The 16,833-nt window shown below is 61.4% G+C and carries 11 protein-coding genes; all 11 read right to left on the bottom strand.

The window, feature by feature from the left end:
* Positions 1 to 259 precede the first annotated feature (259 nt).
* Entirely contained in the window at positions 260 to 739 is a 480-nt protein-coding gene (locus LJ738_RS17235; RefSeq protein WP_227787607.1) for a nuclear transport factor 2 family protein, read from the bottom strand.
* 14 nt (positions 740 to 753) lie between these two features.
* Positions 754 to 2,136 (bottom strand): MFS transporter, encoded by a 1,383-nt coding sequence (locus LJ738_RS17230; RefSeq protein WP_227787606.1) that lies wholly within the window; start codon positions 2,134 to 2,136, stop codon positions 754 to 756.
* 72 nt (positions 2,137 to 2,208) lie between these two features.
* The gene (locus LJ738_RS17225) at positions 2,209 to 2,868 is read right to left on the bottom strand and encodes a beta/alpha barrel domain-containing protein (RefSeq protein WP_227787605.1); all 660 of its coding nucleotides are present in this window, start codon (positions 2,866 to 2,868) and stop codon (positions 2,209 to 2,211) included.
* Between the two features lie 16 nt (positions 2,869 to 2,884).
* Positions 2,885 to 3,895 carry a sugar kinase gene (locus tag LJ738_RS17220; RefSeq protein WP_227787604.1) on the bottom strand — a complete coding sequence of 337 codons (1,011 nt, stop codon included), beginning with the start codon at positions 3,893 to 3,895 and terminating at the stop codon, positions 2,885 to 2,887.
* A 142-nt stretch (positions 3,896 to 4,037) separates the two neighbouring features.
* Positions 4,038 to 5,480, bottom strand: a complete 1,443-nt coding sequence (gene uxaC, locus LJ738_RS17215; RefSeq protein WP_227787603.1) for a glucuronate isomerase — start codon at positions 5,478 to 5,480, stop codon at positions 4,038 to 4,040.
* Between the two features lie 283 nt (positions 5,481 to 5,763).
* Positions 5,764 to 7,416 carry a UxaA family hydrolase gene (locus LJ738_RS17210; RefSeq protein WP_227787602.1) on the bottom strand — a complete coding sequence of 551 codons (1,653 nt, stop codon included), beginning with the start codon at positions 7,414 to 7,416 and terminating at the stop codon, positions 5,764 to 5,766.
* Positions 7,417 to 7,576: 160 nt separating this feature from the next.
* Positions 7,577 to 9,112 carry a tagaturonate reductase gene (locus tag LJ738_RS17205; RefSeq protein WP_227787601.1) on the bottom strand — a complete coding sequence of 512 codons (1,536 nt, stop codon included), beginning with the start codon at positions 9,110 to 9,112 and terminating at the stop codon, positions 7,577 to 7,579.
* Between the two features lie 20 nt (positions 9,113 to 9,132).
* Positions 9,133 to 11,181, bottom strand: a complete 2,049-nt coding sequence (pelA, locus tag LJ738_RS17200; RefSeq protein ID WP_227787600.1) for a pectate lyase — start codon at positions 11,179 to 11,181, stop codon at positions 9,133 to 9,135.
* A 46-nt stretch (positions 11,182 to 11,227) separates the two neighbouring features.
* The gene (locus tag LJ738_RS17195; RefSeq protein WP_227787599.1) at positions 11,228 to 11,578 is read right to left on the bottom strand and encodes a cupin domain-containing protein; all 351 of its coding nucleotides are present in this window, start codon (positions 11,576 to 11,578) and stop codon (positions 11,228 to 11,230) included.
* A gap of 30 nt (positions 11,579 to 11,608) precedes the next feature.
* Positions 11,609 to 13,456, bottom strand: a complete 1,848-nt coding sequence (locus tag LJ738_RS17190) for a RagB/SusD family nutrient uptake outer membrane protein (RefSeq protein WP_227787598.1) — start codon at positions 13,454 to 13,456, stop codon at positions 11,609 to 11,611.
* Positions 13,457 to 13,496: 40 nt separating this feature from the next.
* On the bottom strand, positions 13,497 to 16,808 hold the full coding sequence (locus LJ738_RS17185; protein WP_227787597.1) for a SusC/RagA family TonB-linked outer membrane protein: 3,312 nt from the start codon (positions 16,806 to 16,808) through the stop codon (positions 13,497 to 13,499).
* Positions 16,809 to 16,833: the final 25 nt, after the last annotated feature.

Here is a 16,833-nt window from a genome sequence, read left to right as displayed (position 1 = left end):
GGGTGGGATTTGGATAGAGCGGAGCTAAGTATGATAAGGCAAACCAGTAGTCAGGCGGTCATTCAGAGCGCAGCGACGCATCTCGCCCGCGCCATTTGTCATGCTGACGCAGGAAGCATCTTATCGCCGCTGAACGATTTGTTCTGACTTGATAAGATGCTTCGCGCTGCTCAGCATGACAGACGATTGATTGAATTACTTGAGCACGCGAGATGCTTCGCTGCGCTCTGCATGAGAGTACTTCCCGGCCGGTATGGGCCTAAGAAGCCTGTTTCTGCGATTGCCACAGCACCACCTGCCAGCCTTTGTGCTTGTCCTTCACCTGCACCACCACGTACTTGAGGTGGGCCACGTTGGGCGTGCCATCGGGCTTGTTGGGCTGGTAGATGATGATTTGGCCATTGACCACCGCCGTTTTGCCGTCATTGTAGGCGCGCACGTTGAGGTTTTCCACTTCAATTTTATCGTACACGCTTTTGCCGTCGCGAATGCTCTGCAGATACTCCGTTTTGTTGTTCTGCTTGCCGTTGGAGTGGGTGTAAATCAGGTCGTCGGCAAAGGCTTTTTCCAGAAAGGCGTAGTCCTTTTTCACCTGGGCCTCAAAGCGCTGCCGCTCCAGGGCCTCCACTTCTTTAGCGGCTTTGTCGTTCTTGCTGGTGGCGGGCTGGCTGCCGCTGGCCTGGAATACGGCGGTCAGGCCGAGCATAAACAACAGGGCCAGAGTTATCACTTTTTTCATGGAGGGAGACAGCACTAGGCTGCGGGTTGGTTGGGTTCTTCGTCGAGGGTAATGGGCTCCATGCGCGGCACCAGGGTAAACATCAGAACCCAGGCCACCAGATAAGCAGCGCCGCAGATGAAGAACATGATGTAGTAGGCCTTGTCAATCTGCCCGATGCTTTCGTAGTGCACAAACATGCGCTTCTGCACCAGGGCCGTGAGGGCAATGCCGCCCAGGCCGCCCGCCATGCCGCCAATGCCCGTAACCGAGCCCACGGCCCGCTTCGGAAACATGTCGGATACGGTGGTGAAAATGTTGGCGCTCCAGGCCTGGTGCGCCGCCGCGGCAATGCCAATGACGAGCACGGCCAGCCACATGTTCAAATGCCCCAGCCATTGCGCAAACACAATGGGGAACACGCAGCACGCAATGAGGAGCATCGACGTTTTGCGGGCCTGAAACGCCGGCATGCCGCGCCGAATGAAGCCCAGCGGTAGATAGCCGCCGCCCACGCTGCCGATGCTCGACAAAATGTACACCGCCGCTACCGGCAGGGCAATGGCCGTGCCCTTGAGGTTGTATTGCTTGCCCAGAAAATCGGGCAACCAGAACAGGTAGAACCACCAGATGGGGTCGGTGATAAACTTGCCAATCACGAAGGCCCAAGTTTGCCGGAAGGTAAGCAGCTTGCCCCACGAGGCCTTGGGCTTTTCTTCGGTCACCCCTTCGGCTGGCAGGCCCACCGGAATGTCGGCGTTGATGAAGTCAAACTCGGCCTTAGTGAGGCGGGCGTGCTTGGCGGGCGTTTCGTAGAAATACATCCACAGCACCAGCCAGATAAAGCCCAGTGCGCCCGTAATGATGAAGGCCCATTTCCAGCCGATGGTTTCGGCAATCAGCGGCACGGTGAGCGGCGCCACGATGGCGCCCACGTTGGAGCCCGAGTTGAAAATGCCGGTAGCCAAGGCCCGCTCCCGTTGCGGAAACCACTCGGCCGTGGTTTTGATGGCGGCCGGAAAGTTACCGGCCTCCGTGATGCCCAAAAAGCCGCGCGCTATGCCAAAGCCAAACGTGCTGCTAACCAGCGCATGGCCCATGGCGGCTACGCTCCACAGAGCCGTTGAGAGGGCATAGCCCAATTTCGTACCCAGCTTGTCGATGATACGGCCGGCGCCTACCATGCCCACCGCGTAGGCCAGCTTGAAGGCAATTTCAATGTTGGCGTAGTCGCCCGAGTTCCAGTGAAACTCGGTTTCCAGGTACGGCTTCAGCAGCGAGATAACGGCCCGGTCGAGGTAGTTGATGGTGGTCGCAAAAAACACCAGGGCACAGATGGTCCAGCGGAATTTGCCCATGACGGCATTGGCGGAGGCCAGCGGGGAGCCGGGCGGCGCTTGAGCGGAAGTAGGATTCATCGAGTTCGGGAATTTGAAACCAGGGCAATACTCGGAAAATAAACAAGGGCGCGCCACGCGCGCCGTCGGCAACTATTTTTTCAGCGTTTCGACAAACTGCATCAGCTCGCCAATGCTGGCGGAAAGCGCGTCGGTATCATCGGCATTTTTGAACAGCTGCGAGCCCATGCCCACGGCATTCACGCCCGCCCCAAACCAGGCGCTGACGCTCTCGCGGGTAGGCTCCACGCCGCCCGTCACCATGAGCTTGATGTGGGGAATGGGGCCGCGCAGGGCTTTCACATAATCAGGCCCCACGATGTTGCCGGGGAAGATTTTGACGACTGCCGCCCCCATCTGGCTGGCCTGATAAATTTCGGTGGGCGTGAGGGCGCCGGGCAGCCACGGAATGTTGTGGGCGCGGCACACTTCAGCTACTTCGGCCGTGGCGCAGGGCTGCACCACAAAGGCCGCACCGGCCGCGATGAACTGCTCGGCCTGCTCGGCCGTGAACAGCGTGCCGATGCCCAGCACCATATCGGGGCAGTTTTCCTGGGCGTAGGCCTGGAGCTGCGCAAACACCTCGAGGGCGTTGCCGCCGCGGTTGGTGAATTCAAACACCCGAATGCCGCCGGCGTAGCAGGCCTGCAGCATGCGCTGGGCATACGCCGCGTCGGCGTGGTAGAAAACGGGCACCACGGGGTAGCGCAACAATGTTGCTAATGTATCGGCGGAGGCAGTCAGTTGAGCCATTATCTGTAAGTGAGCTTTAGCGCAGCAAGCGGCCGCTGGTGTTGCCTTTCATGATTTCTTCCACTTCGGCCACCGTCACTAAGTTAATGTCGCCGTGAATGGTGTGCTTGAGCGCCGACGCAGCCACGGCAAAGGTGAGGGCCTGCTGCGGGTTGTTGTAAGCCAAGGAACCGTAGATGAAACCTGCCATGAAGGCATCGCCCCCTCCAATGCGGTCCACGATGGGGTTGATGTCGTAGGTGAGGGTTTCGAGGAACTGCTTGCCGTCGTAAAACAGGCCCTTCAGGCCATTGTGCGACGCGCTGTGGGTGTTGCGGCGGGTGGTGATGACCTGCTTGATTTGCGGGAAGCGCGCCATCACCTGCTGGGCTACCGACACAAACTTGTTGTCGGTACCGAGCAGCGGCTGGATGCCGAACAAGTCCTCGGCGTCGTTTTCGGAGCACACCACCACGTCGCAGCCTTCCACCAGTTCCGTCATCACGGATTGAGCCGTTTGGCCGTACTGCCACAGGTTGCGGCGGTAGTTTACATCGGCCGAGACGGTGATGCCCAGGCGCCGCGCGGCGGCAATGGCCTGGCGCGTGGCCTCGGCCGTGCTGGCCGAGATGGCGGGCGTGATGCCCGTCCAGTGCAGCCAGCCGGCGTCTTTCAGAATTTCATCCCAGTTGAAAGCCGCGGCATCGAGGTGGGCAAAAGCCGAGTTAGCGCGGTCGTAGACCACCTTGCTCGGGCGCATCCCCGCTCCTACTTCCAGGAAATACAGCCCCAGCCGGTCACCGTTGAATACGGTAGCGTCCATGTTCACGCCCAGGGCGCGGAAGTGCTGGGCGGCCGCCTGGCCCAGGTCGTTGGCCGGAAAGCAAGTAACGTGCGCGGCGGGCACGCCCAACCCCGCCAGCGAAGCGCCCACGTTGGCGTCGCCGCCGCCGTAAGTGATTTCCAGGCTGGGAGTTTGGGCGAACCGGTAATTCAGCGGCGGCGCGAGCCGCATCATGATTTCGCCGAACGTGACAACTTGCTTCATTTAATGGGTAGTTGGGGGATTGAGAACCTGATTGAAAGAACAGTCATGCTGAGCGCAGTCGAAGCATCTCGCTTGCTTCGTTGAGCTAGCTGGATTACTGCTGCACGCGAGATGCTTCGGCTGCGCTCAGCATGACGTTTACTTACTGAGCAGTGGCAGCTACCGGCGCCGCTTGAGCTACTTCGCCGAAGCCAAAGTACTCCTTGGCGTTGCCGTAGCAAATGTTTTGCACGGTGCGGCCCAGCAATTCCATATCAGCTGGTAGCTCGCCGTTTTCCACGTCGTTGCCGAGCAAGTTGCAGAGCACGCGGCGGAAATATTCGTGGCGCGGGTACGAGAGGAAGCTGCGCGAATCGGTGAGCATGCCCACGAAACGGGGCAGCAGGCCCATGTTCGAGAGCGAGTTGAGCTGTTTTTCCATGCCGTCCTTCTGGTCGAGGAACCACCAGCCGGAGCCGAACTGCATCTTGCCCGCCACCGAGCCGTCGTTGAAGTTGCCAATCATCGTGGCAATCAAATCATTGTCGGCCGGGTTCAGGTTGTAGATAATGGTCTTGGCCAGCTTATTCTGCCCGTCGAGGCGGTCCAGGAACGTGGAGAGGGCGCGGCCCTGCGGGAAGTCGCCGATGGAATCCCAGCCCGTGTCGGGGCCTAGTTCGCGGAGCATGCGCGAGTTGTTGTTGCGCAGCGCGCCCAAGTGGTACTGTTGCGTCCAGCCTTTCTCCCAGTCCATTTCGGCCAGCAGCACCAGCATGGCCGATTTAAACTGGTTGTTTTCAGCTGGCGTCAGCCCGCTGCCGCCGCGGATTTTGCTAAATATGGCATCGACTTCCGCCGCGGTGTAGTCGGCGGCATAAATCTGCTCGAGGCCGTGGTCCGACAAGCGGCAGCCCACGCTGGCGAAGAAGTCGTGCCGGCGGCGCAGGGCCGTTTCCAAATCGGCGAAGGTGCGGATGTCAACCGCGGCCACGGGGCCCAGGCGGTCGAGGTAGGCGTTGTAGCTGGCGGCATCGTCCACGGCCATGGCCTTGTCGGCCCGGAAGGTGGGCAGCACGCGCACTTCGAAGCCCGAGGCGGCGAGGGCCTCGTGGTGCTCCAGGTTATCGGCCGGGTCGTCGGTGGTGCAGAGGGTTTCCACGTGCATCTTGCGCAGCAGGCCGCGCACCGAGTACTCGGGCGTTTGCAGCTTGGCGCTGCATTCGTCGTAGATGCGGCGGGCGCTGTCCTTGTTCAGCAGCTCCGTGATGCCGAAGTAGCGCTGCAGCTCCAGGTGCGTCCAGTGGTAAAGCGGGTTGCGCAGGGTGTAGGGCACGGTTTCAGCCCACTTCTCAAACTTCTCCCAGTCCGAGGCATCGCCGGTGATGTAACGCTCGGGAATGCCGTTGGCCCGCATGGCGCGCCACTTATAGTGGTCGCCGTACAGCCAGATTTGGGTGATGTTCTCAAACTGCTTGTCCTCGGCAATCTGGTCGGGCAGCAGGTGGTTGTGGTAATCGATAATGGGCATCTGCTTCGCGTACTCGTGGTAGAGCGTGCCGGCCGTGGCCGTCTGAAGCAGGAAGTCGTCGTTGAGGAAAGGCTTCATAATCAACTAAGAATACAGGAGCGGCGCCCTGATAGGTGCTAGTATTTTCCAGGGAGCCGAAGGTAGAGCCCGACTTGGGGACCCACCTTCATGTACGCTCCTGATTTTGCTATTTATTAGCGGAAACGGTTGCGTAAATAATTTGCCTGGCGGGCAATCTATCAGAACGTCATGCTGAGCTTGTCGAAGCATCTCGCCCGCATCGTTGCAGCGATTGGATTACTCCCACTGGCGAGATGCTTCGACAAGCTCAGCATGACGTTCTTCTGATGTTGTTCTAATATTAGAGCGACACCCCGCGCTTCCACGGAATGAAGTCGGTTTGGTCGTGGCGCACGGCGGCCACTTCCTCGCCGCTGGCCACCCGGATGACGTAGTCGAGAATGCGCTCGCCGGCCTGCTCGATGGTTTCTTCGCCGTCAATCACCGTTCCGGTGTTCACGTCGATGATATCGGGCATGCGCTTGGCTAGGGCCGTGTTGCTGGCGATTTTTACCACCGGGGCAATGGGGTTGCCGGTGGGCGTGCCCAGGCCGGTGGTAAAGAGCACAATGTTGGCGCCCGAGCCCACTTCGGCCGTGGTCGATTCCACGTCGTTGCCGGGGGTGCAGAGCAGATTTAGGCCCGGCTTGGTTACCAGTTCGGGGTAGTCGAGCACGGCCACCACGGGCGAAGAGCCGCCTTTGCGGGCCGCGCCGGCCGATTTCATGGCGTCCGTAATCAGGCCATCGCGGATGTTGCCTGGCGAAGGGTTCATGTCGAAGCCCGAGCCCACGGCCACGGCGCTGTCGCCGTACGCCTTCATGAGGCTGCTGAATCGTTCGGCGGTGGGTTGGTCCACGCTGCGGTCTACGAGTTCCTGCTCCACGCCGCACAGCTCCGGGAATTCGGCCAGGATAACCGAGCCACCCAAGGCCACCAGCATGTCGGACACATGGCCTAAGGCCGGATTGGCCGAGATGCCCGAGAAGCCATCGGAGCCGCCGCACTCCAGCCCAATATTGAGCTTGGACAGCGGCGCCGGCTCGCGGTGGACCTGGTTGGCAATCATCAGGCCCGCAAACGTCTGCCGCAGGGCCGTGCTGATAAGGTTCTCCTCGGTGCCCAGCTTCTGCTGGTCTAGGATGTAAAGCGGCTTGCTGAAGTGCGGGTCGCGCTTCGCGATTTCGTCCTGCAGCATGGTGGCCTGCGCGTTCTGGCAGCCCAGGCTGAGGACAGTGGCGCCAGCCACGTTGGGGTGCGTGATGTAGCCGGCCAGCAGGCCGCACAGCGTCTGGGCATCCTGGCGGATGCCGCCGCAGCCGCCCTCGTGCGAGAGAAAGCGGATGCCGTCCACGTTCGGGAAGGGGCGCTGGCTGCGGGCCGTGTCTTCGGCGGCTTCCAAGTCAGCGCTCAGGATTTCTTCGATGGACTTGCCGGCCTGCATCAAGCTCAGGAGCTTGCGGGTTTCAGGCTGGTAGCTCTTGCGACGGCCGTAGCCCAAGTCGGTAATCAGGGCATCTTGCAGCACCTGGATGTTGCGGTTTTCGCAGAACACCAGCGGGATTACCAGCCAGTAGTTGGCGGTGCCCACGCGGCCGTCGGCGCGGTGGAAGCCCTGGAAGGTGCGGTTTTGCCAGGCACTCACGTCGGGCGCCTGCCACGCGGCGCGCTGCTGGGCGTGCTCGTCGTAGCTGTTGGTGGCGTGCTGAATGTTGGCCGTGGTGAGGCGGCCGCCGGGGCGGATGGCCTCGCGGGCGGTGCCCACGAGCACGCCGTACATGGTCACGGGCTGGCCGGGGCTAAGGCCCAGGGGCGCGAGCTTGTGTTTGGCCGGAATGGCTTCGGTGACGGTCACGAACCCATTTTCCCACGGCACTTCGGTGCCGATGGGCAGGTCTACGAGGGCGACCAGCACGTTGTCGGCGGGGTGAATACGGGCTACTTGGTGCTTCACGGGGAAGGATAATTATAGATTTGTAGTACGTCTCTTGAGTTGCTCGAGGCATCTCGTTCGCGCCTCTTGTCATGCTGACGCAGGAAGCATCTTCTCACGTTAGCTCAATTCGTTCAGCAGCGATAAGATGCTTCCTGCGTCAGTAGGACAGACGTTGAGCTTACGAGTTTACGGCCGCTGCTTTCTTGGTAAAGAACGCTGCCAACGTGGCTGCGGCACCTTCCTCCAGCAGTTGAGCTAAATATTGGCTTACCCATTCGGCGAAGCCGGGCAGGCGGGTCAGGTCGGTGCCCCAGAGGGCAGTGTTGCGCAGCACGGTGGTGGTGAGCTCGGCTGGCGACAGGCGAGCCCAAAGGTCGGCAAAGTAGCCGGCGCGGTCGTCCTGGATGGTGTAGGGTTCGCCGTTGGCTTCGCCCTGCCCTACCCCGGGCGCCGAAGCCGTGTTGCGCATGAACAGTAGGTAGGCTGCAAAGCCCAGCGCCATGTAGTGCGGCACGGCCCGGTGCTGCTGGTAGTAGTGCAGCAGCGTGGGGATGTTGCGCATCTGCATCTTCATAGTGCCCTGCATGGCTATGGCCAGCCAGCGGTGCTCCAGATAGGGATTGCGGAAGCGGTCGAGCACCTGCATGCCGAAGCGCTGGCCTACTTTTTCGTCTACTTGGTACGGTATGCCGGGCAGCAAATCGGCCAGCATCAGGTTATGAATGAAGCGGGCCAGGCACTCATTTTCGAGGGCTTCGCGCACGGTGGTGCAGCCTATTAGGTGCGCTAACCCATAGCTGAGCGTGTGCGTACCGTTGAGCAAGCGCAGCTTCAGCTCCCGAAACAATGTGATGTCGGGCCGGATGACCACGCCCTTCGCAGCGCTGTGAAACGAGAGCACCTCGCGCACCCGCTCGTCGCCTTCAATGGCCCAGAGCGAATACGCTTCGGCCACGGTCAGCAGTGCGTCCTGGTAGCCCAGGTCGGCTTGCAGCTGCTGATAGGTAGCAGGGTCGGGCAGGCCCGGCACAATGCGGTCGACCAGGGTATTGCAGAAGCTGTTGGCCGATTCGAGCCAGTCGATGAACTCGCTGCCTAGGTCGTTGCGGTGGGCCAGCTCCAGCACAATGGCTTCGAGTTTGCGGCCGTTGTCGGGTATCAGCTCAGTGGGCACAATCACGAGCCCGCAGCTGGTATCGCCCTTGAATGCCACAAAGCGCGAATAGAGCACGGCCAGCAGCTTGCCAGGAAAAGACTGCGGCGGCGTGAGGTGAATGTCCTCGTTCACGAGCTGGATGCCGACTTCGGTGGTGTTGGAAATCACCACCTGCAAGTCGGGGCTGGCTGCAAATTCCAAGATTTCAGCCCACTGGCTTTTGGCCGACAGCACCCGGCTGATGCTGGCGCACACCACGTTGTCTTCAACGGGCTTGCCGTCGTCAACGCCGCGCACGCACACCGTGTACAGACCGTTTTGGCGGTCAAAGGCCGTGGCGTCGCCGCCGTCGGTGCTTTTCACCACCACAATGCGGCCGTTGAACACGCCCTGGCGGTTGGCCTCGTCAATCATGAAATCGGGCAGGCCGCGCAGCAGCACGCCAGTGCCAAATTGAAGCACCTTTTCGGGCAGCGCCAGCATTTCGGCGGTGGGCCAGGCTACGGGCAGGGCCGCGCTGGGGGCAGTCCGGACCAGCTCTTTGGTTAGAATCGTCATGGAAGGATAGATGTAGCCGTTTATTTTTTTGCTTCGCCCGGTGCGGTGTTCACGCGCTTTTGCCAGGCGGGGTATTCTTTTTCGAGCAGCTTGGCGGGCCAGGTACCGGCGTAGAGGTAGCCGGCGCGGCGCTCGTTTTCGATTTCGGTCAAGTGGTAGTGCACTTGGCTGTCGCGGCCCACGTAAATGGGGCGGTTGGTGTTCAGCTCATAAAACCGCGCCCACAGCGTGGAGCCGGCTTCGGGCACGATGACCCGGTCTTTGCCGCGCGGCTCCTTGGGAGCATCAATTTCCTTCATGGCGAAGCCTTCCATTTTCACAGCATTCAGCCAGGCCACGGCGCTTTCGATGGCGGTTTTCACGGCCTCAGAAGGCTTGTCTACTCCCATCAGGAAGCGCACGATGCCCACGGTTTCGTCGCCGCTCAGCGAGGCTAGCTCGAAGGCGCGGGCTTTGGCTGGCAGCAGGGTTTTCTCGTCGTGCTGGGCGCACCAGGCCGTGAGCTTGCCGTTCTGTACGTACTGCGTTTTGAGGATACAGCTGACGCCGCGGTCCACGGCTTCTTTGGCTTGAGCCACCAGGCCGGGGTCCACAATGGCGAACTGGTCTTTCTGCTGGGCCACGTTGCGCAGCACCGTCAGAGCCCGCACCATGGCGTCGTCGTTGTAGGTTATCTGGTGGCGGTAGTTGCTGAAATCGGGGTAGTACTGGGGGAAGCCGCCGTTGGGGTACTGCATTTTCAGCAGGAAGCGGATGCCGTTTTCGGCGGCCTGGCGGTAGGCCGGGTTGTTGGTGCGGCGGAAGGCCTCCACCAGGTAGGTGATTTCGCGGGTCGTCGCGTTGTTGTCGATGGTGGCGTCGGTGCGGTTTTTATCGGCCAGCGTGGCCGCACGCTGGGCGGCAGTCAGCTTGTGGTCGTAGTTCACCTTCACCTCCCCCACCGCCTTGGGCCAGCCGCCCACGCTGCGCTGGAAGACCAGCATTTTCTCAGCAATGGTATCGACCGCCGCCGATGCCGGGGCGGGCAGCGCGGGCTTGCGGGGGTCCACGTTCCAGCGGCCGCCGAAGGTCCAGTTCGCGTTGATGGCGCGGGGGCTGGGGGCATTTTCGGCGGTGGCCAGGTTGTTTTTCATCCAGGCATAATCGCCGCCCTTGCGGTGGCAGTCGTAGTAGTACACCCGCCGGCCCCACTGCTTGGCACCCGGGCCCGATTCAGCCCAATAGATGTCAGCGTCGGCCATGTTCTTGGCAAACTTGCAGCCGATGAGGTAGAACTGCGCCTCGCGGTGGAAGCGGCCGAGCTTGAAGTTGTCGTCGCCGGTGAAGCGGCAGTTTTTCAGTACCGTTTTCGAGTCGCGGTTGCCCGAGCCGTCGTGCCAGATGGCCGCATTGGGGTTGTGGCAGATAAAGCGGCAGTTTTCGGCGTAGGCCCACCCGCGGGGGCAGTAGAAATCCACGCCGCCTTCCATGGTGCAGTCCTTGAAGTAATACAGGCCGGCCTCGGTGTCCCAGGGGCTCACCGTGTCGCCGCCCAGGGCCCGGAAAGTGCAATGCTTTACCGTAATGCGGGTGGCGCCGGGCATGGTGCGCAGGGCCATCTGGTGGCCGGTTTTGCTGACGGTTTTCTTGCCACTGGGCTCAGCGGGGCAGTCCAGCACCACGTCGCCCTTGGCATCGAAGCCGTAGGAATTGATAACCGTGAGGTTCTCCAGCGTGATGTCGGGACTGTTGCGCAGGTTCAGCGTGGCCACACCCCAGTCGTCGGGGCCGCCGGCGGGGTCGCAGCGCCAGGCATCGCGGGCCTGGGCATAAGTGAGCACCACGCCCTTTTCGCTCTGGCCTTTGAATACGATGTTGGCCTTGCCGTCCACAAACACCTTCTCGCGGTAGGTGCCGTTTTTAATGAACACCGTACGCAGCTGGCTGGCCTCGTTGGGCAGGCTGTTGACCGCTGCCTGGATGGTCCGGAAATTCCCCGAGCCATCCGGCGCCACCGTCACCTGCTGGGCGAGGGTCGTTCCGAGGCCCACCTTGCCCAATCCCGCCAGCAGGAACAGTAGTCGCAGCATTTTCATGATGTATAAGGATTCAGGACAAAAGCCCAGCTAGTCTGGATTACAAAAACTCGGTTCGGGCCGGGCTGAACACATCGAGCAGCACGCCGGCTTCGATGCACTCTACCCCGTGCCATGCCTCGGAAGGGACGTAAAAGGAGTCGCCTGCCTGGAGCACCCGTTTCTCGTCGCCGATGCTCACCGTGAACACCCCGCTTTCCACGTAGGTCATTTGGGTGTGCACGTGCTGGTGCCGGCTGCCGATGCCGCCGCGGTCGAAGGCCACTTTCACCAGCATAGTGCCGGGGTCGTGGGTCAGCACCTGCCGGCGTACGCCCTCGCCCACGGTCTCCCAGGTGCGCGTGTGGGCACGGCTAAACAAGGGAGATTCGGGGGTGAGGAGCGCAGCCATAGCAAGTCAGAAGGCGGAAATCGGGATTGGCTAGTAGCCGGAGTTTTGCTTCAGGGCCGGGTCGGTGTCCAGCGTGGTCTGTGGGATGGGCAGTAGCTCACGGCCCTGGCCCGCCACAAATTCAGCAGCCAAGCCGCTGCCGATGCTGGTAACGGTGGTTGTGCCCAGCGTTACACTGGTGCCGTTGGGCTGGAGGTTGGCCACGTAGGTGGCGTCAATCGACTGGCGCCAGTTGACCCGGGTGGTGCCGCTGGGGGCCGTGGTGTTAGTCGGCGAGGGCTTGTAGAACGAGCGGGTCCACTGCACCATGCCGTTCACCACCTTGTAATACTGGTAGAGGGGCACATTCTGGTAGGGGGCCGCGCCGGTGCGCATCAGGTTCAGGCTGGCTTTGGTATCGGCCAGCTTTTGGCCCAGCAGGTTCCAGCGCAGCAGGTCATACTTGCGGATGCCTTCGGAGCCAAACTCCAGCAGGCGCTCGTTCACAATGGCGTTGAAGAGGTCGGCTTTGGTGCTGGTGTTCAGGCCCACAGCCGCGCGGGTAGCGTTGCCGCCAAAGCCCCGGGTGCGCACTTCTTTCAGGGCGGCTACGGCGGCCGTGGTGGGTCCGTTCAGCTCGTTGTCGGCTTCGGCGTACATCAGCAGCACGTCGGCGAAGCGGATGATGGGCCAGTTGTAGCCCAGGTAGTTGTTGGTGCCGGGCAGCGGGGGAATGTGCCAGTCGCGGCGGAATTTGCCGTCATAAATGGTATTCAGGGCCACGCCCGCTTGGTTATTGTTGGACGGAATCTGGTAAGGAGCCACCGTGATGTCGCGGCGCACGTCGGTCGAGTCGAAGGCGTAGAAATAGGTCGGCACCACGGTTACGGCGCCCTGCGTCGAGCCATAGATGGTCGAGGCGTTCAGGCGCGGGCCGTTGTAGTAGCCCAACTTGGAGTCGCCAGTGGCAGTTGAGCCAGTCATGCCCACTTCAAACAGGATTTCGTTGGCCACGTCGTGGCGCTGCTCGTTCACACCACGCCACAGGTCCGAGAAGCTGGGGTTGAGGGTGTGCTCGGTGCGCTTGCTCATCAAGTCCAGGCATTCCTGGCGGGCAATCTTGTAGTAGTCGAGGTAGTCGCTGGCGCGGGTCATGGTGGTGCCGTGCAGCGAGTAGCCGCCGCGCTGCAGCGCCAGGCGCGCCCGCAGGGCTTTCACGGCGCCTTTGGTGATGCGCTCGTTCACGAGGCCGGCAGCCGAGCGGTACGGCACCAGCTTCTCGGCCTGGTATAGGTCGTCAATCAGCTTGGTCAGGGTTACGTTGCGGTCGGCGTTGGGCAGGTTGAAGTCCTGGCCCGACTTGGACGGAGTGAACTGCGCGGGCACATCGCCCCAGTTGCGAATCAGCTCATAGTAGTACTGCGCGCGCAGGGTCAGGGCTTCACCGTAGAGGCGGTGCAAAGCCGCGGTATCGGCGCTGGTGCCTTTGGTGTACAGCTCCATCTGCGGGATGTTCTCGATGCAGATGTTGGCCCGCTCCACGCCCTGGTACAGGTTGTTCCAGGGGTTGATTACTTCGGTGTTGTTGGCAAAGGCCTTGTAGCGCGCAATGCCGCGGCGGCCCGTGTCGAACGTGCCCGACGAGCTAATCATCTCGTCGGTGTCGTAGGGGAAGTACATGCTCAGGCGGGTGCCATAGGTGTTGTCGCCCGAGAGCGGGTCGTAGGCACCGAGCACGGCGCTGGTGGCGCCGCTCACCGTGCTGAACGTGGCCGCCGTGGTGGTCAAGGTCAGGGGCTCCACATCGAGGTAATCCTTGCAGGACGTGGCCAGCCCGGCGATGCCGGCCAGCAGCAGCACTGTAGTGGCCGCCCGGTAAGTTGAAATGAAAGATTTCATGATATTGAATGCTAGCGCAAATGCGGGTGGGAATGGGAGATTACAAGCCGATGTTCACGCCGAACAGGAAGGCGCGGCTGCGGGGGTATGCGGCGTAGTCGACGCCCGGCGTCAGGGGCGTGCCCCGGCGGGTGTTCACCTCCGGGTCGTAGCCCGTGTACTTGGTGAAGGTGTACAGGTTGTTGAGCGTCACGTAGAAGCGCAGCTGGTTCAGCTTGCCTTTGCTAATCAGTGCCTTGGGCAGCGAGTAGCCCAACGTGATGTTGTTGACGCGCAAGAACGAGCCATCTTCCACGGCGTAAGAGTGCAGGAAGTAGTTGCCCCGCACCGGCGACCAGATGGAAGCGTTGGCGTTCACCCGGTTGAAGGTGGCGGCGTCGGCAATGAGCACGCCGTTCTCGTCGATGTTTTTCACCCGGTTGTTCATCACGCTCAGCAGGTTGGCGTAAGACGTGTTGGCCGTGCTGGTGGTGAATTCAATCTTGTTGGCGTTGTAGATATCGTTGCCCAACACGAAGTTGAGGAACACGCTGGCGTCGAATCCCTTGTAGGTAAACTGCTGGTTCAGGCCACCGGTGAGCTTGGGGTTGGCGTTGCCGATTACCGTTTTGTCGGCGTCGGTCACGGTGCCGTCGCCGTTGGTGTCCTTCAGCTTGATGCTACCCAGCGAGATGGCCGTGCCGGTTACGCTGGCGTCGCTGGCTACGGTCTTCTTCAGCACGCCCGTGCGGGTGGCGTAGTTATAAGTCTCGAAGTCGTCGGCGGTGTAAAAGCCGTCGGTGATGAAACCAAACATCTGGCCGACCGGCGAGCCCACGCGGGCCACATAATCAGCGCCCGACAGGGCCGAACCAGCCCAACCCGACTGAATGCTCTGGATTTCCTGCGCGCCGCTGCCCAGCGACTCAATGCGTCCGCGGTTGAGCGCGGCGTTGGCCGTGGCCGACCAGGTGAAATCCGGGGTCTGAATAACGGTGCCGCTCAGCTGCAGCTCCAGGCCGCGGTTGGAAGTTGAGCCCACGTTTTGCAGCTGCGAGGTATAGCCCGTGAAGCCGGGGATGGGCACGTTCACCAGCAGGTCGTTGGTGGTGTTGTAGTACGCATCGGCGGTAAACTGCACCCGGTTGTTGAACAGGGCCAGGTCAATGCCGGCGTTGCGGGTCGTGGTCACTTCCCACTGCAGGTCGGGGTTAGCCAAGTTGGTGGCCGAGGTGGCCGGCGTGGTCACGTGGTTGAGCACGTACGACACGTTGCCGGCCTGGAACAGCTGGTCGCCGAGGAAGTCGGCAATGCGGTTGTTGCCAGCTTGGCCGTAGCTCAAGCGGAGTTTCAGGTCCGAGATGGCGGGCAGTTGGAAGAAGTCTTCCTTGGATATGCGCCACGCGGCCGATACGCCGGGGAACACCCGGGCGCGGTGGCCGGGCTTGAACTTCGACGAGCCATCGAGGCGGCTAGATACGGTAAGCAGGTACTTGTCTTCGTAAGAGTAGTTCAGGCGGCCAAAGCCGGAGAGCAGGCGGTAGTCAACCGGCACGCCGGTCTGGGGCAGCACGGGCTGCGACACGGTGCCCACCGGCAGCACGGCCTGGTTGAGGTTGGCCAAAGCGCGCTCGGCCGTGATGTCGGCCGGCAGGAAGTTCACCTGCGTGAAGGCCGTGGTGGTGCGCTGCTGGTAGGTTTCCTCGCCCAGCAGCACATTCAGCGTGTGGGCCTCTTTCTTGAACGTGTAGTCCAACACGTTCGAGTTGTTGATGGTGGTAGTAGTACCGGTAGCAATGGTGGCGAAAGGCAAGTTCTGGTAGCCGCCTGCTGCCTGCCGGATGGTGGGCGAGTAGAGGCCGTTGAACGTACCCAAGTCGGCGTAAGTAATGTCGAAACCACCCGTCGAGCGGAAAGTCAGGTTTTTGGCGATGTCGAACGCTGCGGTGCCGCCCATGTTGAAGGTGCGGCGCTTGTCGGCACGGTACTCGTTGTTGTTGGCCAGCACCGGGTTAATCAGGGTCGAGTTCGCAAAGAAGTCGGGGTCGAAGGTGGTGGTGGGGTCAATACCGGCACTGCCGTTGAGCGCAGGGGTAATGAAGGGCTGATACTGCACGGTGTTGCGCAGGCGCGACGTCACGCTCGAGCCGGTGTTCACCGTCTGGCCCGTAGAGGAGTTACCCAGGGCCGCACCGGTGCCGGCGCCATTGTTGCGCTGGTCATTGAAACGCACGTTCACGCCCAGGCGCAGGCGGTCGGTGGCTTTGGTATCGAGGCGGAAGTTTACCAGCTTGCGCTCGTAGCTCGAGCCCAGCTGGATACCGTCTTCTTTGTTGCTGGTCAGGCTCAGCGCATACGTGGTGGCTTTGTTGCCGCCATTCACTGATACGTTGTGCGTTTGCTGGAAAGCATCGCGGCCGAAAACCTGGTCCTGCCAGTCCTGGAAAGGAGCTTTGCGGATGCGGTTCAGGGTATCGCTGGCAAAGTTGGTGGAGCCAAACAGCGCCTTGAAGGTGCTGGTGCCGCCCGATACGCCGGCGCCCGTACCCGTGAGCAAGGCGCGCTCGTATTCCCAGTTGAGGTAGTCGGCCGGGCCCATTACGTCCAGCTTTTTGGAAAGCCGGCGGAAGCCTGCAAAACCGTTGTAGCTCACCGAAGTGCGGCCTTCTTTCCCACTCTTGGTGGTGATGATAACCACGCCGTTGGCACCGCGGGCACCGTAGATGGCCGTCGAGGAGGCGTCCTTTAGTACGTCGACCGAGGCAATGTCCTGCGGAGCGATAACGCTCAGGGCGTTTTCAATCTGGATACCGTCGACCACGTACAGCGGCGAGTTGTCCTGCGTGATGGAACCACCACCGCGGACGCGCACCTGCACGTTGTTGTTGCCGGGGGTGCCTTCGGCCGAGGTGAGCTGCACACCGGCCAGGCGGCCCGTCAGGGCCTCAGCGGCCGAGTTCACCGGGATGTCTTTGATTTGCTGCGCTCCCACCGACGATACCGAGCCGGTTACGTCGCGGCGCTGCACCTGCTGGTAGCCAATCACAACCACGTCTTCCAGCTGCTTGCTGTCGGAAGCCAGGGTCACGTTGATGGTCGACTGGTCGCCCACCGTCACTTCTTTCGAGGTAAAGCCCACGTAGCTGAAACGCAGCTTGGCCGTAGCCGCACTAGCGGCGGGCAGCGTGATGCTGTAAGCACCGTCGCCTCCGGTGGAAGACCCATTAGTGGTGCCTTCTACCAGCACCGTCACGCCGGGCAGGGGCTCACCCTCGGCAGACTTTACGACGCCCTGAATCTGGCGGCTTTGGGCCATCGCCAGTCCGATGCTCCCAAAGAGCAGCAGCCAGAGCAGGAGAAAATGTTTTTTCATGAGTGCAGGAAAAATTTGGGTGGGA

Origin of the sequence: Hymenobacter plasmatis, from assembly GCF_020711255.1 — a bacterium.
Lineage (GTDB): Bacteria > Bacteroidota > Bacteroidia > Cytophagales > Hymenobacteraceae > Hymenobacter.
The sequence above is the reverse complement of the archived record's forward strand: the minus strand, read 5'-3'. Positions and strand labels throughout refer to the sequence as shown.